Here is a 22,954-nt window from a genome sequence, read left to right on the forward strand (position 1 = left end):
AATGAAAAATATAAAAAATATTATCTCATTTATAATAATGAGTTTGGTTTTTGTCTCCTGTGCAGACAGCGGACTTGAAAACGAAGATTGGTTAAAGCAGCCTAATTTTGCCAATCCTTTAACTATAACACTTTCGAATAAAGAAATTGTACTGACTAAAGATCATGAAGCCGAAAATGCAATAACTTTTACGTGGACACAAGGAAACGACAGAGGAGCGGGAACAAGCCTTACATATTTTTTTCGTATGGACATTGTGGGAAATAATTTTGGAGAAGGCGCTGCACCCGGAACAAGCACGACAATTACAGAAGAAATTCCGGCAGGTATTTTTACTAAATCTTATACCGTAGGACAGTTAAATGCTTTATTACTCAAAAACTTTAAACGTCCTGGCGGGGTTGTTACCAATCTCGAAGTACAGATAATAGCAAGAGTAGACAATTCTGCACAATATCAGCTTCCGGAGGTTTCAACATCCAGTTTTGCCGTAACAAGTTACAGTCCGGGACCATTACCATTGTTTATGGTTGGAGATGCTATAAGTGGCGGCTGGGATTATAGTGCAGGCAAAAACTTACCTGAAAAAACAGAAAGAACAATTTACAACTTCATAGGAGATTTTTCTGCAGGTGCATTTAAAGTTATCGAAAAAGCAGGCAGCGAATTACCATCTTACGATCCAATAGCAGGAAATAAAATTTTTTATAATGTAACTGAACCAAGAAACAATGATAACGTCTTTAAGGTAACACAAGCAGGACGTCATTCATTCTATCTGGATATCGATCAGGGAACGTATGCATTTGGATATGTACCTTATGAAAATGTCTATATGGTTGGAAACGCCATTACTGGTATAGGCTGGGATATTGGAAGAGCAAAACCAATGACCTGGGACCCTCAAAATCCTGAAGTATTTACTTATAAAGGACAATTCGATGCCGGAGAATTTAAACTTGCTTTAGATTTAGGCAACTGGGGCGGAAGATTTTTAATGCCGCCTGCAAATGGAACTGTGATAAAAGGAGAAGCATCTGATAATCCAACAGTACTTTTAATGCCAAATGGACAACCTGATAATAAATGGATAATTGAAACCGCTGGACAATATGAACTTACTATAAATCCGGCAAAAATGACGATTCTATTGAAAAAACTGTAATACGATCTCATAATAAACAAGTAGTTAAGTAGAAGAAGACAAAACTTTTCAGTTTAAAAAGCTGAAGAGTTTTGAATTCTTTTTTTAACCTTTTTCAAGAACTAAATGAGGCATGCTTTATAGATTTCTGCTTTCAGAAAACTAAAAAAGTTATTAGTAATTCTTATAAAAAAACAAATTATGATACAATTTAAAATAAATAGTTTCTGTCTTATTGGTACAATAAGACTGCGTTTTACATTATTTTTAATGTTTATAAGTTTAGCCAATACCACTCAGGCACAAACGAGTGGTAATCCTCTTTTTACAGGAGCCGATCCCGAAATTCATTATTTTAATAATAAATATTACATCTATACCACAGCCATTTACGGAACACAATTTCATGCCTATTCATCTACAGATTTAACCAATTGGCATGACGAAGGTCTTATTTTCGATCTTTTTCCTGATAGCCCATGGGCACAATACAACGGCTGGGCTCCGGCGGTAGTTTTTCGCAATAATAAATACTATTTCTATTATACAGCCGAAACCAAAATAGGTCTTGCAGTTGGTAATACACCCATTGGTCCTTTTACAGATATAGGCGCACCGCTTATCGCAACAGATCCTTACACCGATGATATTATTGATGCCAATGTTTTTATTGATGATGACGGGCAAGCTTATATTTATTACGGAGGATCAGGAAAAAGCAGAATGGTCGTTCGTAAATTAAATCCAGATATGGTTTCCTTAGCCACAGGTCCAACAGATATTACACCTCAAAATTATACTGAAGGGCCTTATATGGTAAAGAGAAAAGGGATTTATTATATGATGTATTCCAATGGAGCGTGGTACAATGATACTTATAATGTGCAGTATTCCACTTCAAATTCACCAATGGGACCCTGGACGTATAGAGGAAAAGTATTGAGTTCTAATGTAGAAGATAAAGGTCCGGGGCATCATGGTGTAATCAAAATAGGAAATTGTGATGAATATTACATCGTTTATCATCGATACGAAAATGGCACATCGGGAGATAGAAAAATAGCTATTGACAGAATGTATTTCAATTCTAATGATTTGATTGAACCTGTAAATATGACCAATTATGGCGTTGCTCCAAGAACACCAGATCAATCCTGTCCAACGCAAAGTATTGTTTCGGGAGGAATTTATAAGTTAACGCACAAAGGGACAAATCAATGTTTAGACGTTATTAATAACAGCAGTCAGTCGGGAGCAAACGTGCAGCAAAGCACAGATAATGGTAATGATGCACAACGTTGGATTGTTACGCTCGAAGCAGACGGATTTTATAAATTAACCCATAAAGGAACAAATCAATGTCTTGATGTTGACAATAACAGTAGTGCGCAGGGAGCAAACGTACAGCAATGGCTGGACAGCAATAATAATGCACAGCGCTGGAAAATCGAAATAATGTCTGATGGTTATGCTAAATTAACTCACAAAGGAACAAATCAATGTCTGGATGTAGACAACAACAGCAGTCAGTCTGGTGCCAATGTACAGCAATGGACAGATAACCTGAATGCTAATAATGATGCGCAAAGATGGAAATTAGATTTAATCGAAGTTCCCATCATTTCAGGCGGTGTTTACAGGCTGGTTCATAAAGGAACTAATCAAAGTCTCGATGTAAGCGGAGGCAGTACACAGCAAGGCGCAAACGTACAGCAATACACAAGTAATGAAACCGATGCCCAAAGATGGGTTATTACAAAAGAATCTGATGGTTTTTATAAATTAACGCATCGGGGAACAACTCAGGTTTTGGATGTTGACAATAATAGCAGTCAGCCCGGAGCAAACGTACAGCAATGGTCAGATCTTGGTACCGATGCACAACGCTGGAAAATAGAATTAATGAGCGATGGCTATTTTAAATTAACCCATAAAAACACAAATTTATGTCTTGACGTAGTAAATAACCTTGCCGAGCCGGGAACCAATGTTCATCAATGGACGGACAACAACAACGATGCCCAGCGCTGGAAGCTGGAATTGTTAAAATTTACTCCAACATTAGGAACAGCAAAGTTTCCGAATACTTCATCAAATGAAAAACCTGCTGTAGAAATTTTAAATATATATCCAAATCCGGTAAAGAATACACTCTTTTTTACTTCTGAAATGACAGGAATTCAGGTTCAGGTTTTTTCTGAAACCGGAAGTAAGGTTTTGCAGCAAACGGCAAAAGAAAATAGTATCGATGTTTCTGGCTTAACAACAGGAATTTACTTTGCTGTTTTTGAAAAAGACGGAACAAAAATTACAAAACGATTTATTAAAAAATAAACGCAGAATGAAAAGTAAATACTTCAAATAAGATCATTAAAATCATTATTTTAACGAAAAGATTTGAAGTATTTATTTAAGATTAATTTTTAAAATAAAATATGAAAACAAAACAATTTTTAGTTACAATTATTTGTCTTGCTTCCGCAGCCTTATCAGCTCAGGAATATAAGCCCGAAGCCAACCCAAAGGCAGTTGTGGTATCAGGCAATGCCAGATTTACAGTACTTTCTCCGCGTGTAATTCGTATGGAATGGAGTTCAGACGGAAAGTTTACAGACAATGCTTCGCTGACCTTTGTAAACCGAAACCTTCCTGTACCATCTTTTACTAAAAAAGAAAGTAATGGTGTACTACAAATTGTAACCGATGTCGTAAAACTTAAATACAAAACAGGTTCAGGTAATTTTAATGAAAAAAACCTGAGCGTAGATTTTACAGTAAATGGAAAATCGGTAATATGGAAACCAGGTTTGGCCAATACTAAAAACTTGTTAGGAACAACCCGAACATTAGATGGAGTAGACGGTCCTGCAAAAGAATTGGAAAAAGGTATAATTTCTCGTGATGGATGGTATTTAATAGACGACAGCGAACGCCCGCTTTTTGACAATTCAGAGTGGCCGTGGGTTATGGCGCGTCCGGGAGATAAACCACAGGATTTATACCTTTTTGCTTATGATTCAGATTATAAAGCGGCCTTAAAAGATTTCACTGATATTGCTGGTAAAATAGCCATGCCGCCACGATTTGCTTTTGGTGCCTGGTGGTCACGATACCGAGAATATTCGGATACTGAATTTCGTGATTTAGTAGGAGAGTTCAAGATGCATGATGTTCCGCTTGATGTATTTGTAATCGATATGGACTGGCATGTAAAATCACTTCCTGAGTTTTTCAAAAACGGACAAAGACAAAGAGATCAGGCCGGAGAAGATTCGGGCTGGACAGGTTTTACATGGAATAAAAACTTATTTCCTTCTCCTGAAAAATTCTTAAAATGGACGAATGAACAGCATCTTAAAACATGTTTAAATTTGCATCCGGCTTCAGGAATTCAGCCTTTTGAAGAAGTTTATCCTGAAATGGCAAAAGCAATGGGAATCGATCCTGCGACCAAAAAATATGTGCCTTTTGATATTACTGATAAAAAATTTGCAACCAATTATATGAATCTGGTATTGCATCCCATCGAAAAAGCAGGTGTAGATTTTTGGTGGCTCGACTGGCAGCAATGGGGAAATACCAATATTCCCGGCGTTAACCCTACGATTTACTTAAACTATGTACATTACAGCGACATGGAACGTCAGAACAAAGTGCGTCCGCTTATATTTCATCGCTGGGGCGGACTTGGAAATCACAGATATCAAATTGGATTTTCAGGCGATACGCATGTTTCCTGGGAGTCTTTAAATTATCAGCCCTATTTTACAGCTACTGCTGCCAATGTTGGATTTGGTTATTGGAGTCATGATATTGGCGGACATCAAGGTGATGCAGGAACTGCAGAACTATATACGAGATGGATTCAGTGGGGTGTTTTCAGTCCGATATTTAGAACCCATGCAACTGCAGCTCCACAGCACGAAAGACGCATTTGGGCTTATCCGTTAGATAATTTTCTTATCATGAGAGAAGCTTATCAAATGAGATATTCCTTGGTTCCATATTTATATAATGAAGCACGAAATACATATGAAACCGGAGTTTCTACCGTTCATCCAATGTATTATGATTATCCAAAAGAAGAAAATTCATATTCAATCCCTAATCAGTATATGTTTGGGCGCGATATGATCGTGCATCCAATTACAAAACCTATAGAAAAAGGAAATGTTTTCCTGACACATGAAACATGGCTGCCAGAAGGTAAGTGGTACGAATTGAGTACAGGAAACATTATAAAAGGCGGCAAAAAAGTTACAATGCCTTTTACTTTGGGAGATATTCCGGTTTTTGTAAAAGAAGGAGCTATTATCCCGATGCAGTCAAAAGTCGAAAGAACAGATGAAAAACCTCTAAATCCTTTAATTCTTGCTTTTTATCCGGGAAAAAAAGGAACATTGAAGCTTTATGAAGATGAAGGAAATAACAATAATTTCAAGAAAAATGCTTTTACATATACGTCTGTAACTTCAGAACAAACAGCAAATAAAACCAATATTGTAATTGCACCGGTAGAAGGATCATTTCCGGGAATGCTGACTTCAAGAGGCTATGAACTTCGTTTTCCATGTTCATTTCCTCCAAAAAAGGTAATTGTAAACGGACAAAATATTCCATACAGCGAAGAAGCTAAAATAGGAACATGGTCATATGCCGGAAACGATTTTGAAACACGTGTTTATTTGCCTGAATCTCCAACAAATAAAACAGTTTCTGTTGAGGTACAATTTCCGGATTACGATCAGCAATTACTTTCAGGAAAAAAAGGACAGATTAAATACATGAAAAATTTTGAAGCATTTCGTTTGTTAAACAATTGGAATGATGGATTATACAGTCCATTTGAAATTATGTCACTTTCTCAGTTTGGTCAAAATATCGAATATAATATCACAGATATTAAAAAACAAATTGATGGATTTTCAGATCGCTGGAACAGTGCCTTATTGACCATTCAATCAATTAGTGAAACCAATAAAGTCTATAAACCATATTACGAATTGTTAAAAATTTACGGAAAAATTGCCGAAAGACCGGAATTCAAAATCACAGAAAGTGAATTAGAGTCTGATACAAAAGCAAAAGTTGAATTTATTCAAAAAGGAACTGAGAAAATATATTATACAACAGACGGATCTGTGCCAACACATAATTCACAGCTTTATACAAAAGCATTTGAAGTAACAGTTCCGGCACGTATAAATGCGATTGCAGTTCCGGCTGAAGGTTCAGCGAGTTCTGTTATTTCTAAAATATTTTACAATAAAAAAACAGGTTTAAACTATAGTTTGTACAAAGGAAAATGGAGTAAAATGCCTGACTTTACTAAACTCACTCCGGTTGAAAAAGGATATGCACCAGATTTTGATTTAAACAAAATTAATCATGACGACAATAATTATGGTTTAGTTTACAATGGTTATATCAATGTTCCGGAAGATGGAAAATATACTTTTTATGTTTCTTCTGATGACGGAAGTAAATTTTACATCAATAACCAATTGCTTATTGATAATGACGGATTGCATGGTTTCGATGAAAAAAAATCTGAAATAATCTTAAAAAAAGGACTTGTGCCAATTCGATTAGAATATTTTCAGGAAAGCTATGGAGCAGGGCTTTCTGTTGATTTTTCATCAGATAAAATTGCTAAAACAAGTATATTTCCGTCTATTTAAATCTATGTTTTTTTGAAATAGAAGAATGTACCAACATAAAAAGGATGAACATTTTGCTCATCCTTTTTTATTATTTTTACTAAGTACGCAAATCTAAAACACTTGCTTTCAATAAAATATTAATAAATTTTACTAATCGGAAAGACTGAAAATAAAAAAATCAGTTTATCTATAAAAAATTAACCACATGAAAAAAGTTATAGCTGCAGTTTTGATTTTATCTTTCACACAAATAATTCACGCACAAAAAGGATTTAAACCTCTTTTTGATGGGAAAACAACCAATGGCTGGCACACTTATGGCAAAAATTCAGCCGGCGCTACTTGGAATGTTGAAGAAGGATTATTGCATTTTAATCCCGATGCTGCAAAAGACGGGCAGGGAGGAGATTTAGTAACCAATGCAGAATTTGAGAATTTCCACCTAAAACTAGAATGGAAAATATCACCAAACGGCAACAGCGGTATAATTTTTTATGTGAATGAAGATCCTCAAAAATATCCCAATACATTTAGTACAGGCCTCGAAATGCAGGTCCTGGATAACGGCGGTCATCCCGACGGAAAAATCACGAAACATCGTGCAGGAGATTTATACGATTTAATTAAAAGTAAATCAGAACCAGTAAAACCAGTTGGAGAATGGAATAAAGCCGAAGTTATCAGTAATAAAGGAAAATTAACCCTAATTTTAAATGGAGTTGTCGTAGTACAAACAGCACTTTGGGACGAAAACTTTAAAAAGTTAATAGCCGAAAGTAAATTTGCCGACTGGTCTGGATTTGGGACATTCAAAAAAGGAAAAATAGCGCTGCAAGATCACGGAAACAATGTTTGGTATCGTAATATCCTGATAAAAGAACTTCATTGAAACCACTAACGAAAGGTGTACTCAAAAGCTAAAAAAATATAACTTCCAAAAAAAAAGGGACAAAAGATAAAATAATCTTTTGTCCCTTAGTAGTGACCTCGACAGGGTCGTAACTTAAGTCTTTCTTCCCAATATTTACAAGGCATTACAAAAGCTAATTTTGTAAAGGGGGAATTATAGGGGGAATATCAAAGATAAATTTCAGATTTTATAAAATTCGAAATTTCTTTCTTATCAGTAGGGTTTTCAATTTCAGGAACGAATAACTTATCATTGTAAATTATAACTTCAGAACCTTTAGAAGCTTTTCCAACACTATAATTTAAAGAATATATTTTTTGTCTAAATCCAGAATATAACTCTTTAATAGCCGTTTCATTATCGTAGGAAACCAACCAATATCTATTAGTTAATTTTTTTACAACATCAGCAATTTCTTTATGGTCTTCGTGATTATAATAATTAATATATAGTTCTTTTCCTTTTTTGTAATATGGAGGGTCTAGATAAATTAATGTATTATTTGGTAAAGTATTATCAATCATTTGGACATATTCAACAGCGTCCATATTATTTAAGCTTATTCTATCTTCAAATCTATTAATTAACTCGATTCTCTTTATTAAGTCTGTTTTATTGTATCGGGCATCAATTTTCCAATTACCAGTTTGTTCATTTCCACCGATCATTCCAGCATTTAATATTCCCGACCTATTTGTGCGATTTAAGAAGAAAGTAGAGAATCCAATTTCTAAAGCAGAAAACTGATCCTTATTTTTTATAATAAATTTTTGTTTTTTCCATTCTTCTACACTAACAACCGTATCATTTATTAATTTACAAAAATTCTCGGTATCGTACAAAGTAGAATGCCAAAACGAATATATTGCTAAATCAATATCGTTGATATGTATATTAGAAACGTATTCGTTAATTAGAAGATCAAGGGCTACAGAGGCTCCACCCGCATAAGGTTCAACATAATGCCCATCATTAAGATTATTGGTATCAATTAATAATTTTATGTATTGCGAAACTTTAAGTTTCCCTCCAGGATACCGTAATGGTGAAAAAAATTTCATATTATATTGTTTCCCATAATTTAACTAAAAATGGTTCAAGACCATCCCAAGATATTTTTAATTCTTTAGGACTTGGTATAGCATGTTTATTATGGACATACTGATTAAAGGTTACCATCGAAAGATAGGAGTTTTTATTAGATAGAGATGTATTTACAGGCGATAATTGTTGGCTTGTTATATTAGTATTGTTGGTTAAATACTCAACTACTTTTCCAACTTTTAAAGCTAATTTATCATTGGAAGTACAATCTAGACTTTTGCTTTCTACAAAAGAATCTACACTTAATTCAATAAAAACTCTAAATAGAACTGATACAGCATTTTCGTATTCATCTACATTAATAGATTTAAGTTCTCTGTATATTTTATTTACTCTCTGTATTTTAATTTTAATTATACAACTTGTTGGTATTAACGTTTTTCTATTAGTAGATAAAGGAACATTTGTTACTTTTTTTGTTGCAGGGGCTTCTTCAATTGTTGTGCTACTAGAACTAATAGATTTTTTATAATTTTTACCGTCTATTTCCCATTCTCCAATACTATTATCTTTAATGGGAATATCCAGATTATCAAAAGTTTCAATGTATTTATCTCTGTCTTCTTTGTAATAGATTTGCTTTACGGTAAATTCTGGATTTGTTAAATCTCTTACAATCCTAGTTAATGGTTTTCTTATTTCGTCAGCAGAATACGATGTAACAATTTTTCCACTTTTAATATCGAGTCCAATTGTTTTTCTAACATTCGGGTCAGTTAATAATCTTTGTAAATTAGAAGAAGGCATTTTGGCTAACTCAGACTTTAAATTTTCGTCAAAACTAACATCATTTTTTAAATGTTCAATTATTTGGAGGGCATAACTCGATTTTCCATTTATTTTTTCTTCAAATCTTGCTTTTTGTTGGGCATCCCAAGTAACAGTTCCAACTCCTTCATTCTCTCCAGTATGTTTTAGACGAATCCATTTCATAGCCTCCATTTCATTCTCAAAGACAACGCATTGGGCGTTAAAGATAGGATTTTCGTTAAATTTGTCAGATAATTTTTTAAAACGATTTAATAACCCATTCATCGTAGTCGCCGAAACTAAATTGGGATTATTTAGAATTTTCAAAGTAGTTATTCTTCTATTGCCTTCTAGTACAATAAAAGTATTTTTATCATTTAAATCAGGTGTAACAATAATTAAATCGGCAGGATTTAATCCATGTTCAATAATATCATCCCCAAGACGAATAAGCTTTTCCTTTTGGTTCTCTATAATACTAGTAATAGCCTCTCTCTGATTTTCTACTGTTTCAAATCTAGGGTTCTCAGAATTTATTTTTAAATTCGATATTTTAATTAGCTTAGTTTCGTAGTTCACAAATACCTATTTTTAATGATTTACAATAATACAAAAATTATTATTAAAATCTGTTAACTAAAACTATTGCAAAACAGGCACTTTTAAGCATTAAATTTCTAAAGATTTATTCTTTTGTTTAAACTATCTTAAACAAAGCTAAAATCGATTAATTTTAGTGTTAATCATCATAAACTTATATTCTTAGGTATTTATAAAAAATCTATCCGATTAAATTTTAAGTAAATTTCGCTTTTAAATCTAGTAATCATTATCATTAGCAGTTTATATTAATAAACAAAACGGAAATAGAAAACTTTACTTGTAGTTTCTAAATCCGCTTGTTCATTTTAATAATGCCTTTTATATAATTTTAGTCTATAATGTTTGTTCTACTTTATTATGCTACTTGGCTATTTGGTAGGTAATAATATATGTAATATGTATCTTATTAGAGAAGTCGATCAGTTTTCTTTTTTAATGCGAACATTAACTCGCCTTTATAATCTCTGCTGTTGGAAATAAACGATCTGTAGATATTAAGTAATTCGTTAAGATGTTTACTTCTGTTATTTTTCAGTTCAATTTTTTTAAAAGCTTCGAGAGTACTAAGAATACCCATAGATTTCATCCCTAAAAATTTGATTTGGCGATTAAAGTCCAATATTGTATTTGGTTCAATTAAATTTTCATCAGAAATTAAGTCAATAAATTCCATCTTGTTAAGATATTCATTTAAAATAATTGACAGTTCAAACCAATTGTTTTTTATCAATTCTAAAGTGTCAAATTTCTTTGCAAAAGTTGTATTGGATACTCTAGTAGCACTTATTTCAAAACGTAAAAAGTGAAATTTATTAAAAACATTAGTTTCTTTTTTGGTCAAAATTTTATTTCCCTTCATTTGATCAAATTTATCGTAAAGTAAAATGTCATAATTTTTAAAGTGGAAATATACAGTTGTCTTGAATTTATCGCACCTATTAGCATTTCGATATTTTACAAAACAATTCATAATATTTCGGAAACAGGATTTTAATAATAAAGTTACCCCAACTTCTAAAGCTGTTACTTTGAATGTTTTCCAAACTTCCCCTTTCTTTAAACCTGTTTTTTTACCCAATAGTTCTATACAGTCTTCAAATTGTACAATATTTAAATCTCTTCGATCATTTTCGTTTAAATACCATTTTCTAACACTTCCATCAATTGTAAGAGTATATGTCTTAGTATTTAAGTTTTTGGACAATAACATTCTCAAGCCGTATCTACTAGATTTATTATTTAAATTAGCTTGTTTGCCTTCTTTAAAAGGAGCATCATCGATTATTACATCTTCCCATTGGAAATTATTTAATAAAAAATTTGCATCGATATCTTTCGCCATTAGTTTAATTCTATCTATCATATAAATTTTGTTTTATAAAGTTTTCTAAATCGCCTCTTGTTACATATACAAACCCTTTAGAAGAGTTTTTCGCAAATTTCAATCCTTTTGCTCTGTATCTGTAGATTGTTCTTGAGCTGTAACCATAATCGCTTTTTATAGTTTTTAGGTTTAATATGTCAGTTGGAAGCTTGGGTGTTAGAGCTTTTACAATATCATCTCGGTCTTTCGCTTTTTCTACTTCCAACAATCTTTTTGTTTTAGCTAATTCGAGTAATTTTCGTTTGATAAGCTTTTGATTTAATTGTTCCATGTTTAAAATATTACAGTATTCATTACTTTTTTCGATGTTTCTTCGTCAGAATTCATATAAATCTGTGTGACTCTTATATCTTTATGCCCCATAAATTCCTTTATCAGGTTAATTGGGGTTTTGTTTATTGCTAGTATAGATCCAAAAGTATGTCTGGCGACGTGAAAAGTTAAATGCTTTTTAATCTTGGCTCTCATTCCAATAAGTTTTAAATCTCTGTTTACTGAAACATTTTCCCTTCTTTCGAAAACAAAGTCTTTGTCTTTTTTGCTGGCTAAGTTTGCCGTTTTTAATATTTTTAAAGAATAGTCATTTAAATACACTGTAACTTCTTCCTTTGTTTTTAGCATAGTAATTTTAATTTTCTGATTGTCAACGATGTTTTCTTTCTTCAGATTCATTACATCAGAATATCTCAAGCCAGTATAACAACTGAACAAGAATAGTTTGCGGGTTATTTCAAGGCCTTTGGTTAAATTGCCCATTTTTAAATCGGCGGTTACGATTTTTTTTAGATCAGCTTGATTAAGAAAAGTATCCCGCTTGTTTTCTTTGGGGCGGGTTACATTTTTGCATGGGTTGTAACTTATAAGCTCATCTACTACAAACTTGTTTAATACAGCAGAGAAACATTTCAATCTTGTTCCAATTCCACTGTTTCCAACATTTTTTTCAGTTTTTAAGTAGTAAACAAAGTCATCAATAAATTTTGTGTTGATCTCGTTTAAAAACAGTTTAGGTTTATATTCTTTTAATTGTTTTTTAAATAGCTCATAGTGATATTTAGTACCGTCGCTTAATTCTCCAAGCCCAAATTTTATTTTAAAGTATCCATCAAAGTGATAATAGAAATCAGGGTTAATTTTTTCTTCGACAGTGCCTTTTATTCTGTTTTTTACATTTTCTAAAGTAAATGGCTCGTCACCATTTTCCATACTTAAAAGAATGTTGTAAATTCTATTTTCTTCTTTAATTAAAATATTCTTTAGGAGAGAATCTTTTACACACCTTTTTTTTTTCATCCCATTGATTTATGTTGACATATTTACCAGAGGGTAATTTTGTTTTGCCAGATTTAAAAATTATCTGGTAATAGAGTGGATGTCTATTAATGTCATCGGATTTCCACTTATCTTTTCGAAGGATAGTTTTTACAGAAAATGAGTTTCTCATATTTTAAAATTTTTATTAAAATTTATTATATTGGGAATGCTTTTATTTAGTAATACCAGTTTGTCAATCTTTTTTTTGGGCAAAACCACTCTTTTAAGAAAAAATTAACATTTCAAAACAGGCTATGAAAAAAGCGATTCTTAGGAAATCGCTTGTTTTTATTGGGTTTTATATTAAAATATTACATTTTTAGCTTTTACTTTTTTGAGTCTTTCAAACCGTATTTTGTCGCCAGCTTCATTTAGCAAATGTGTGTCATTGGGATCAGCAAGGTAATAGTAAATCGTGTTATTCTCTCGCACAACTAATTTTTGTAATTGCGAATCAGAAAGTTCGGCGCACCAAAAAATAGAGAAGCTAGGGAATAATTTATAACTTTTCTTAGTTTTTATAGTGTAAGTAGTTACAGTGCCAATACAACCATTTTCGGGAGCTTGTATGATTGAAAACTCGTCAGTTCCATCTTTATCTAAATCTCCTTCATTTATAAGTTTAAACCAACAACAATTTGCTTTTATAGATTTTATTGTTTTATCACTAAATTGTATTTCGTAATTATCAGGAATACCATCTTCAACAGAATTTCCGTGTCCCTTTGTAACTTGTGCCCGAAAAGCATATTCGAGTTTTCCATCGCCATTAAAATCTCCTTGTATTTGGTCTCCAACTTTAGTGTTTAAAGTTTGGGAAATAACAGGAATAGTATTGACTGCAATTAAGAATGCTAATAGTAGTTTTGTTTTCATCGCTTATTGTAATAATCATTTAAATTTTTGCCTGGATTTTCTTGAAACCATTTTTCAAGATTGTTTTGAGAATTTGTAGGAGCAGGGTCTCTGTATTTATTTCGTAGTTTTTCTTCTTCAATGATTCGCTCTCTTCTTTTTTCATCAGTCTCGCCTAAGAGAGCGATTATGATTATAGCCAAGAAAGGAGAGAAAAATAAACAGAAGATAAACCAACCGAAGCTGCTTCTGCCTCTTTTTATTGCCATTTTTACAGGAATGACAATGGATATAATTATTAAGGTTGCAATTGTTATTGCTACAAAACACATAAGTAATGGTTTCCATTCTATGTAAATTTCAGCCTCATTCATTTTTACAATATTACAGTTAGAGAAGTATTTTTCAGCTAAAATAGTAAATTGTATAATATATGCGGTAAATTATATGCGGTTTTAGTGAGAATTTTCGGTTTATGGAAAATTCAGAGAAAAATATCGAATTAAAAATCAATCAGATTTCCAAAAAGTTAAAAGAAATCAGATTATCAAAGGGTTACACGAGCTATGAAACGTTTGCTTTCGATAACAATTTAAATAGGGTGCAATATTGGCGTATCGAATCTGGAAGTAATATCACTTTAAAAACCTTAATCAAGGTTTTGGAGATTCATAAAATATCTTTAGAGGAGTTTTTTAAAGATTTGTAATATCATTGATATTAAGTATTCACTTTCCCATATAAGACTCCCTTCATGTATTCTCCTAAAGCTCCAAATAGGAAAAAAAGAAAAACACAAAATCTAATCATCAGGGTTGCAATTATAGTCTTTGTAATTATAAGCAAGCAGTTTTGTAGAAATAAACAGATATTTTCAAATCCGATATATTTATAGTAGGTGAATCTACAATCTAGAAGATTTTGTAAAAACAAATCATTAAACAATAGAGTAATTAGTAGAAGTAAAATGGTTGTAAATGCTATTATTAGTGCTTCTAGTAAAACAAAAACAAATCTTCGAGTAAAGTTTCTGGTTCTTATAAAATTTGCTTTTAGGTCTGGGTCTTTATTTTTTTCAGCAAGATTTCTTTTGTAATTTTCGTTGTGGCCAAGGAATTTGTCAAAAATTAGTATTAAGATTGATATAAAAAGACCAATAAATATTGATAGGGACGTCATTATAAAGGTTGTAATATTTTCGCTAAATAAATTTTTAACAAATAAAGAAATTATCAACCCGATAAGAATGGAATACTTATTGGATGTAATAATTTTAGAGGTAGATAGTTTTGGACTTTTAAAGTTGTTTGCTTCTAGCAAATTTCGATTCCTCCATTTGTAGCTCTCTGCCAATATTTTAAAAATATTACTTTTTATATAATTTTTAATTTTCATCAATGTAATCTTCAGGATAGACCTCTGGCAATACTATTTCTTTTAATGTTTTTTGAGCAAATTTTTCTAATTCATTCCATTTTGGAATTCTGTTTTCCTCTAGTCCTATATGATTTTCTAAATAGATAGTTGCTTGTATTTTTAATAAATCATCATCAAGACTAAATGGAGTAGGGTTTGATTTAGATGCCTCGTCTTTTATGTAAGCTTTTTGGTTGTTAAATGACTCTACAAATCTCGGGTCATTTCCAGGTATATCAAATTTGATTTTTCGCATTATTTTCTTCCAATAAGGTAAGTTGTCAATATTGATATTATTGTCCGAAGAAGAAATGGTTAATTGTACAGTAAATTTACCTGTAGATATAACATCTTCATCTAGGTCGCTTATTAAATACTTGTTCGAAAACACAAACTTTTTAATTGCACTATTTTCCTTAAATTCTTTTTGCATTTTAGCTGGCATGAATTCTTGTAAATATGCATTATAAGATGTTTTTTCTACTCTAAAAAGTCCTTTTACAAATGGTTTGAATATATCGGCAATTTGATCAGAAGTATAATTTTGCAAAATTAGAATTCCTACTTCTTTGTCCATAGGCGTATAAAGTAAAAAATAAAAATCATCAAGAAGAATTGAGGCTTTTTTTAATTTCTTATTTTCTCCTAAAGGATTGTTTAAGTCACCTTCTTCTTTTCCTGTGTCATATGGACCACCTTTTATTAGTCCATGTATAATGGAATTGTCTGTTCCGAATTTTACATTTGTATTTTTTTCATTAGCATTTTTTTTAACATAAAAAGCTTTCTTTTTGGTATTATCAACTTTAAATTTCCCACTAATATTATTGAATAGATGTTCTAAAAAAGTCTTCATTAATTTTTTTTCAGGAGGATGAAGGACGGTATTTTTAGGGTTCTTAATATTGTATAGTTCGGTATATATTTCTCTAAAAGTTATAGTGCTATCAGATTTAGTAGAATTTAATTTTATTTTAAAAAATTCAATTTTAGGATTTCTAGCCATGCTTAAAGGTTTATAGTTTTTTTTGGTAATTTCAAATTTAATAAAAAAATTAAAAAAATACCTACTAAAACAAGCCCTGTTTTTTTATGGTGTTTTAAAGGAAAAAGACATAGTATATGCTTTTTATACTCAATTATCTTAAAGGGGGAATTATAGGGGGACGAAAAGTGTCTATTATTGTCCATTAAAGTCTAACAATGTCCAATAAAAAACCCGCTAAAAGCGGGTTTCTATCTGTTTTAAGAATTATTCATTCTTCAATTTCGTGACCTCTACGGGACAAATTACAATAAATTTTTTGGAAGATTTGAAGAGATTGGCTTACTACATGTAAAGCCTGTCTTTCATTGGCTTTATAATTTTGGTTTAGATGTACCGTTGAGGATTGATGCAAAAATTGTAAAAACTCAATTGATTTATCGCATTAAACTGATATATAAATTTACAAAATTTATGGAGGATTTTAAAAGAATGTTCTAAGTTAAGGCAGGATTGTCTTTCTTTGGCTCTATGAATTACTTTATGCGATTTAGGATTTGTGTCGCAAAAGTCGTCCCTTTCGCTTATTAAAAATCTATCTTAAGGTTAAAGTAAAAAGGTGAAGATAGTGTTTACCTTTTTACTTACAAATGTTCTTTTTTTTTGGAATTGAATTAAATACTTCATCCTTTTTAATTTTTTCCCATTCATCTTTTAACATGCTGTAAGAAACGGTATTTCGTCTAAATCCGTCAGACATTAGCGTATGGTTCCTTAATATTCCTTCAAATTTTCCTCCTATTTTTTCAATCGCTGTTCGAGATGCTATGTTCCTTTCGTCAGTTTTGAATTCAATTCTTTCAGCTCCAAGGATCTCAAAAGCATATTCTAACAGCAGGAATTTACAATTTCTGTTTAAACCTGTCTTTTGAAATTCTTTGGCATACCATGTGCCTCCAATCTCCAGTCTGTCATCTGCATTGGAAATATTAAGATAACTTGTACAGCCTGCATATTTATTTCTAATTTTATCAAATACGCAAAACGTATAACGATTTTTAGATAATCTATTTTCTAACGCTTTTCCAATATATTTTTCTAATAACTCTTTATTATAAATAGGAGAGGGAGAATATTGCAGTAAATCTGTATCAGCTGTAGCAGCAGCAAAAAGATTTATTAGATCATTTTCCATTAATGGTCTTAGTAGCGCAAAATCGTTCTCAAGCTGTATATCGTTTTCAAATAAAAAATTCACGGTTTTTGGAATTACAGTTTTGCAAAAATATACAGTAAAAGTATGAATATATAGTGAGATTTTTTAATTTTTCAGATAACCATAATATGAAATAAAAGCTAAAAATACGAATCTTAGCTACTTAGCTTTTGTGTCAAATTATAAGTTAATTAGTTTAATATTTTGGGCTTTATTTTTTTGTTTTAACATTCTTGTTGAAAAATTGTTATCGTTTTTTTATAAACTCCTCTGAGGATAAAATATCAAAAAAAAACTAGGCAATAGTCTTTTTTTTAATCAGAAATAAATCAACTTTTAATCTATGTTGCGCAACAATATTTAATATCAAAAAATTACGATAAACCAAAAGAGAAAAAAATCCTATATCCTTAATGGGATTTCGAACCACCGTTCAGCTTCGATTAAATCTCTGATAGCGCCACTTTAAGACTGTTTATTTCAAACAGACTAAGAATTTCTTGTGAAAAAATCGAACCGCAAATATTAGGCTGTGAAGGCTTGAAAAATCTATATGTTTGGGCATAAAAAAAGAGACAACTATTGTCTAGTTGTCTCCTTAAGTGACCCTTACTGAACAATTTACAAACCATTTTATGAACGATTTAAAGAAATTGGCTTATTTTCAAGTGAATTTGTAAGATAATTTTTTGATTTTTTGTTTTGAAGCGGTTTGCATGTATCGTTAGGGTATGTATTGAAAAACGTTAAATAACTTTATGCTTTTATCTTTTAGCTGTAATAATTATTTGTTGGGTAGATACTTGCATATCCAGATAAAATATAGTGATTAAAAATAAAATATTTATTTAAGAAAATGAATATCAAAATTTGTTGATGATATAATTCAACCTTTCAGATAAAACAAACTTTAGATTTTTTAATTGTGTAAGATTTAATACAGGATATTATTTTATTTAATTTTTATAATGCTTTAAATTGATCGCGTTAAAAGAATATGAAATCATTAAGTAGCTCCAAATAGCAAGTTTATTTTCATCTTGTATTTTTGGCAGATATTGCATTGCGTTTGTTGATTTATAAAAAGAAAAGGCATAATTAATTTCCAGTTCTTTGACAGGTAAGTACTTCAAAGAAAAATCATTTTCATATCCAAGAAACTTTGTCATTTTTTGACCCAAATTATTTAAAAGCGGGTATCGAGTATAAAAAAGGTGAAAATCAGAACGAAGAGATAGTTTACTATTTAAGGGAATTACGGTAAATAGATAAGGATTTACTAAACCTTTTCCGTTAACGTCGGAGGGAAAACGGGTAAAGACATTCATATTTCCATTGAACTTCCATGTCACGCCATATAAGACATCAAAATCTCCCGAACTATTATCTGATAGATTAGGACTGCTGCCACTAATTATTTCTGCACCTAAACGCCAAGTAGATTTCAATAGAGATAATTTAACTTCAGGTTGAAAATAGTAAGCAAATAATTTTTGACCTTTTGAATTACGTCCAAACTGCCAATATGAATTTAAAGTATAATACCATTGTTTCGTTTTAAATTCTATTCTTCCGCCTGCTGTTGCACGAGTATACAATTTCCCTGAACTTGAGTTTTCTAAAAAATCAACAGCATTCAATGAATTAAATGAAAATCCATGATTGTTATTGTAATTGAGACTATTTACCAACAGGTATTTATACCTATTTGATGCAACAGGAGAGTAGGCTGACTCAAATTCAGTGCTGTAGTTTCTGGTAAACAAAAAGAAAAAATCATTAGAGAAATATTTTGAGTATTTCATTATCCGTATTCCTTCATGGGCTCTCCCTTGCTGTGCCCAAGGAGCATCAGAAAATAATCTGCCATTATCTAATAAAACACTTTGCCTTCCCAATCGTACATTTAGAGATTTAATCTTAGTCTCAAAATACAATTGATAAAAATTAATGCTTCCAACTTTGGAAGCTTTGCTGTTTTCATCCCAAAGATGAATTTCCTGTAAATCGGATTTAATAAGCCATTTTTCTCTAGCATACTGCATAGAAATTCTGTTTCTCTGGGTAATAATAAAATAAGGATCAATTGAATCGTTGGGAGGAAGAAAATAATTTGAAGTATATTCGACTCTTGGTCTGATTTCAATATTCATTAGAAACTGTTGGGATAAGCTATTTTTTTGCTGTGCGTATAATTGAAATACACATAAATTAATAAAAAGTAATAAGATTTTTTTACTCGCAAGTATTTTGACTATCATACTTCTAATATCCTATAGAATTAGTGTATAAAAGTAATAATAGTATTCATATTTACAATATTATAATTACGTTTGATAATCCGCATTTATAATTTGTTCTGTTAAATCAGTAATGCGATTAGAGCCGGCACTTCTACCAAAGAATCTATGACAAATGCAAAAGCCTGAACGATGATTATTACCAATACTCCATGCATGCAGCAATGTTAAGCTGGAAAATACTGCCCGTCGCTGTTAAAGAAGATCAAAATCTGTCTCACAATTTGTGTGAAACAGATTTTTTTTGGTTTCTCTATTGGTGCAGCGATAAAAAAAATAATTTTGAAGAACATTCTATACTTTTAAATTACCAAATATCATAACTGTAATATTTTTAATGCTCCTCTAGCGACTATGAAAAACACACAAACACCAATAATAAGATCGGGTACCATTGAATTAGTAAAGTATACTAATATACCAGCAATTATGACTCCCATATTAATTACAATATCATTCGAAGTAAAAATCATACTAGCTTCCATATGTGCCTCTTTACTTTTAGATTTTTGAAGCAGGTAAAGGCATAACGAATTACCTACAAGTGCAAATAATGAAACTATTATCATAGTTCCGTATGCAGGAATATGGTCTGAGTCTACAAATCTTCTTAAAACTTCAATAAGTCCCAAAACTGCAAGACCAATCTGAAAATAACCACTTATTTTTGCTACACTTCCTTTTCTTGAAGCTGTGCTCCCGACAGCAAACAGAGCTAAACCATATACAATGCTATCGGCGAACATATCCAAACTGTCGGCAACCAATCCCATCGAATTGGATATAAAACCTGTAATTATCTCTATTAGAAAGAATGAAAAGTTTACAATGAGAACCTGCCATAATAACTTACTTTGCTGTGAGTCACTGTTTGTCTCTACATGTTCTGATGTATGTTCTGATGCCAGCAGAGTGCTGTCCAGATTAAGAGTATCAATTGCATTTGTTATAAGAGTGTCGTCGTCCGTATGATAGATCTTTAATCTTCTGTTTGCAATGTCAAAATCAAGCTGTTTGATTTGTTCTAAACCAGCGAGCTTCATTCGTATTAATTGTTCCTCACTGGGACAATCCATTTTTCTTATATTATATATACTTTTTTTCATAAGACTATATTTTAATCTTAATACCTGCATTTACAACAAATCCGTCTAACGGTGCATAAATATCTTTGAAAACAGGATTTGAAATTGGTCCTGTGTAGATACTTCCAAATTTTGTCTGTCTGGTATCAGTAAAATTTTCAAAATTGGCAAAAATTGAAAAATTTTCCCAAAGCTTTTCTACCATGAAGCCGAAAATCCAATATTCCCTTCCAGTTGTACCATCACTTAACTTTTGAGGACTGTAATAATAAGCTTCTAAACCAGCTTTCCATTTATCTTCGACTTCATACATCAAAACATTATTTAATCTGTGTTTAGCAGTTAAAGGATTTTGAGATTTTATGCCATTGTTGTCTATCGAAGCATCAGTAAAAGTGTACCCAACAAATAGTTTAAAATCTTTATAGCCTAATTTCACATTTGTTTCTGTTCCTTTTGTATCTAAATATCCATTAATATTTACAAATTGGTAAAGGTCATTAGGAAGCGAAGTTAAAATCAGTGGATTATCAACATTTGTATAAAAGAATAATTGATTCAATGATAATGAAATATCTTCGGTAATTTTAGTTTTATAATTCACATCAAAGTTAAGTCCGTAACTTTTTTCAAGTTTATTGAAATCACTATTAATAGGGAGTACATTTTGATATTGAATACGCTCGCTTTCTTCGGTAAAAATAGTTGGTGTTTTGTAGCCTAAACCGCCACCAAGTCGTGAAGTAAGTTTGGAATTAATTTTAAATAAAGCTGAGATTCTAGGTAATAATGAGAATCCGTAATCAACAACATAATCACCTCGAAGACCAGTCTCGATATCCAGCCATTCTTTAGCTTTGACGGTATTCTGAACAAAAGCACCATAAGTGATCTGATTATAGTTTCTTAATGGAAAAGCTGTCTGGCTGTTTTCAGTAAACTTGTCAGTATATAAATTTCCACCAGCAACCCATTCTGCAATTTCTCCATTTTTAGAATAGCTGATTTCTGAGAAAGTACTGTTCTGCAGGCCATCAAAAATATAGTCAGGAATAGTTATAATGCGGCTGAAATTATTAAAACTGTTTTTAATGGTAATAGATTCCTGATCATTAAATTTATGAGTAAGGGTGAACTGAGTGCTTATTCTCTGCGTTTTATTTTTTTCGAAATAACTGTCAGGGTATTTATTTTCGTCTTTTATATAGTCAATATTCCCGCCGATACGATTTTCAAAAACTGTATTAATGCCAAAATTTAGTTTAGTGTTTTCATTAAAATTGACAAAAAGTTTTGGATTAAAATTAAAGCGTTCGAATTTTGGAATCGCAGTAAGCTGTATATCAGCAGGGTCATAAGGAGCGTTTCGGTCATGAGATGCAAAAACAGTCAATCCAATTTTATCAAACTGCTGGGAATAAAAACCATTAATATTCAAACCAAGAGCGGAAGTCCCATTAATTAGAAATCGCAATTCTCTTTCTTCGGTAGGGGTTTTAGATACAAGATTAACCAAACCTGCAATTGCACCACCTCCGTAAAGGGTAGAGGCAGAACCTTTAATTATCTCAACCTGTTTTAAATCTAACGGAGGAGTCTGCAGCAATCCCAGTCCGCTTGATGCACCTGAGTATACAGGAAAACCATCTTTTAAGATTTGTGTATATCGTCCGTCTAGTCCCTGAATTCTGATTGAAGAATTTCCAGAAGTAGCTGAAGTCTGCTGGGTCTGGATTCCGGTACTTTCATTAAGCATCATACGGATATCCCCCGGTTTCATATTTGCTTTTTCTTCAAGTTCTTCTCCTGCTATAAACTCAACTCTGGTTGGAATATTGCTGATTGTTCTTGTACCTCTTGTAGAAGTTACCACTATTTCTTTCATTTCTTCGGCTTCTTCTTCCATTTCACTTTGCAATGCAATTTCTATAAAATTGACAGCTGCAGGCACTTTAAAAAGTGTTTTATTGGGAGCATAACCCTCTATTGAGATCGATAATGTGTAGTCTCCATTTTTAAGGTTTTCGATAATGATGTTACCATTATTATCTGATGACAAAACTTCATTGGTTTCTTCAATTTTAGCTGAAGCACCTTTTACAGGTTCATTGGTTGATGTATTTTTTATATGGAATGTGATTTTATTCTGTGCCTGTACAGTGCCAATAGATGCTATTGCCACAATCAATAAAATATATTTAAACATTTGTGATTTCTTAATGTTA

18 protein-coding genes are annotated in these 22,954 nt (G+C 31.7%); 5 read left to right on the top strand and 13 right to left on the bottom strand.

Features of this window, described 5'->3' with window-relative positions:
• Position 1 precedes the first annotated feature (1 nt).
• From BUC29_RS06910 to BUC29_RS06925, 4 genes are all read left to right on the top strand, one after another.
• Positions 2-1,165 carry a SusE domain-containing protein gene (locus BUC29_RS06910; RefSeq protein WP_084538596.1) on the top strand — a complete coding sequence of 388 codons (1,164 nt, stop codon included), beginning with the start codon at positions 2-4 and terminating at the stop codon, positions 1,163-1,165.
• A gap of 180 nt (positions 1,166-1,345) precedes the next feature.
• The gene (locus BUC29_RS06915; RefSeq protein WP_084538597.1) at positions 1,346-3,478 is read left to right on the top strand and encodes an RICIN domain-containing protein; all 2,133 of its coding nucleotides are present in this window, start codon (positions 1,346-1,348) and stop codon (positions 3,476-3,478) included.
• A 101-nt stretch (positions 3,479-3,579) separates the two neighbouring features.
• Positions 3,580-6,825, top strand: a complete 3,246-nt coding sequence (locus BUC29_RS06920; RefSeq protein WP_073414668.1) for a TIM-barrel domain-containing protein — start codon at positions 3,580-3,582, stop codon at positions 6,823-6,825.
• A gap of 187 nt (positions 6,826-7,012) precedes the next feature.
• Complete coding sequence (locus BUC29_RS06925; protein WP_073414671.1) at positions 7,013-7,696, top strand: 3-keto-disaccharide hydrolase; 684 nt, start codon at positions 7,013-7,015, stop codon at positions 7,694-7,696.
• Positions 7,697-7,884: 188 nt separating this feature from the next.
• Here the strand turns inward: BUC29_RS06925 and BUC29_RS06930 are convergent, their stop codons facing one another.
• The 8 genes from BUC29_RS06930 to BUC29_RS06960 form a co-directional block, all read right to left on the bottom strand.
• Positions 7,885-8,778, bottom strand: a complete 894-nt coding sequence (locus tag BUC29_RS06930) for a DNA adenine methylase (RefSeq protein WP_073414672.1) — start codon at positions 8,776-8,778, stop codon at positions 7,885-7,887.
• 1 nt (position 8,779) lies between these two features.
• Positions 8,780-10,150, bottom strand: coding sequence for a hypothetical protein (locus BUC29_RS06935; RefSeq protein WP_073414674.1), 1,371 nt, complete (start codon positions 10,148-10,150; stop codon positions 8,780-8,782).
• Between the two features lie 430 nt (positions 10,151-10,580).
• A complete protein-coding gene (locus BUC29_RS06940) occupies positions 10,581-11,537 on the bottom strand; it encodes a hypothetical protein (RefSeq protein WP_073414676.1) in 957 nt (318 codons plus the stop codon).
• On the bottom strand, positions 11,527-11,829 hold the full coding sequence (locus BUC29_RS06945; protein WP_073414678.1) for a hypothetical protein: 303 nt from the start codon (positions 11,827-11,829) through the stop codon (positions 11,527-11,529). Before BUC29_RS06945 ends, BUC29_RS06940 begins: the two co-directional genes overlap by 11 nt.
• A 2-nt stretch (positions 11,830-11,831) precedes the next feature.
• Positions 11,832-12,851 (bottom strand): tyrosine-type recombinase/integrase, encoded by a 1,020-nt coding sequence (locus BUC29_RS06950; RefSeq protein ID WP_073414680.1) that lies wholly within the window; start codon positions 12,849-12,851, stop codon positions 11,832-11,834.
• Positions 12,799-13,002 carry a hypothetical protein gene (locus tag BUC29_RS21830; protein ID WP_167369523.1) on the bottom strand — a complete coding sequence of 68 codons (204 nt, stop codon included), beginning with the start codon at positions 13,000-13,002 and terminating at the stop codon, positions 12,799-12,801. The genes BUC29_RS06950 and BUC29_RS21830 overlap by 53 nt, the downstream gene beginning before the upstream one ends.
• Positions 13,003-13,175: 173 nt before the next feature.
• The gene (locus BUC29_RS06955; RefSeq protein WP_073414681.1) at positions 13,176-13,748 is read right to left on the bottom strand and encodes a hypothetical protein; all 573 of its coding nucleotides are present in this window, start codon (positions 13,746-13,748) and stop codon (positions 13,176-13,178) included.
• A complete protein-coding gene (locus tag BUC29_RS06960; protein WP_073414683.1) occupies positions 13,745-14,101 on the bottom strand; it encodes a hypothetical protein in 357 nt (118 codons plus the stop codon). The genes BUC29_RS06955 and BUC29_RS06960 overlap by 4 nt, the downstream gene beginning before the upstream one ends.
• 101 nt (positions 14,102-14,202) lie before the next feature.
• On the opposite strand from BUC29_RS06960, the gene BUC29_RS06965 reads away from it, so the two are divergent.
• Entirely contained in the window at positions 14,203-14,436 is a 234-nt protein-coding gene (locus BUC29_RS06965) for a helix-turn-helix domain-containing protein (RefSeq protein WP_073414685.1), read from the top strand.
• A 675-nt stretch (positions 14,437-15,111) separates the two neighbouring features.
• Here BUC29_RS06965 and BUC29_RS06975 read toward each other — a convergent pair.
• The 5 genes from BUC29_RS06975 to BUC29_RS06995 form a co-directional block, all read right to left on the bottom strand.
• Entirely contained in the window at positions 15,112-16,149 is a 1,038-nt protein-coding gene (locus tag BUC29_RS06975) for a hypothetical protein (protein ID WP_073414689.1), read from the bottom strand.
• 619 nt (positions 16,150-16,768) lie between these two features.
• The gene (locus BUC29_RS06980; RefSeq protein WP_008463702.1) at positions 16,769-17,386 is read right to left on the bottom strand and encodes a GNAT family N-acetyltransferase; all 618 of its coding nucleotides are present in this window, start codon (positions 17,384-17,386) and stop codon (positions 16,769-16,771) included.
• A gap of 914 nt (positions 17,387-18,300) precedes the next feature.
• Positions 18,301-19,497, bottom strand: coding sequence for an alginate export family protein (locus tag BUC29_RS06985; RefSeq protein ID WP_073414691.1), 1,197 nt, complete (start codon positions 19,495-19,497; stop codon positions 18,301-18,303).
• 464 nt (positions 19,498-19,961) lie between these two features.
• The gene (locus BUC29_RS06990) at positions 19,962-20,750 is read right to left on the bottom strand and encodes a cation efflux transmembrane domain-containing protein (protein WP_035691042.1); all 789 of its coding nucleotides are present in this window, start codon (positions 20,748-20,750) and stop codon (positions 19,962-19,964) included.
• 4 nt (positions 20,751-20,754) lie between these two features.
• On the bottom strand, positions 20,755-22,935 hold the full coding sequence (locus BUC29_RS06995) for a TonB-dependent receptor (protein ID WP_008463705.1): 2,181 nt from the start codon (positions 22,933-22,935) through the stop codon (positions 20,755-20,757).
• Positions 22,936-22,954: the final 19 nt, after the last annotated feature.

The sequence above is a fragment of the Flavobacterium defluvii genome, from assembly GCF_900129555.1.
In the GTDB taxonomy this organism is placed as follows: Bacteria; Bacteroidota; Bacteroidia; order Flavobacteriales; family Flavobacteriaceae; genus Flavobacterium; species Flavobacterium defluvii.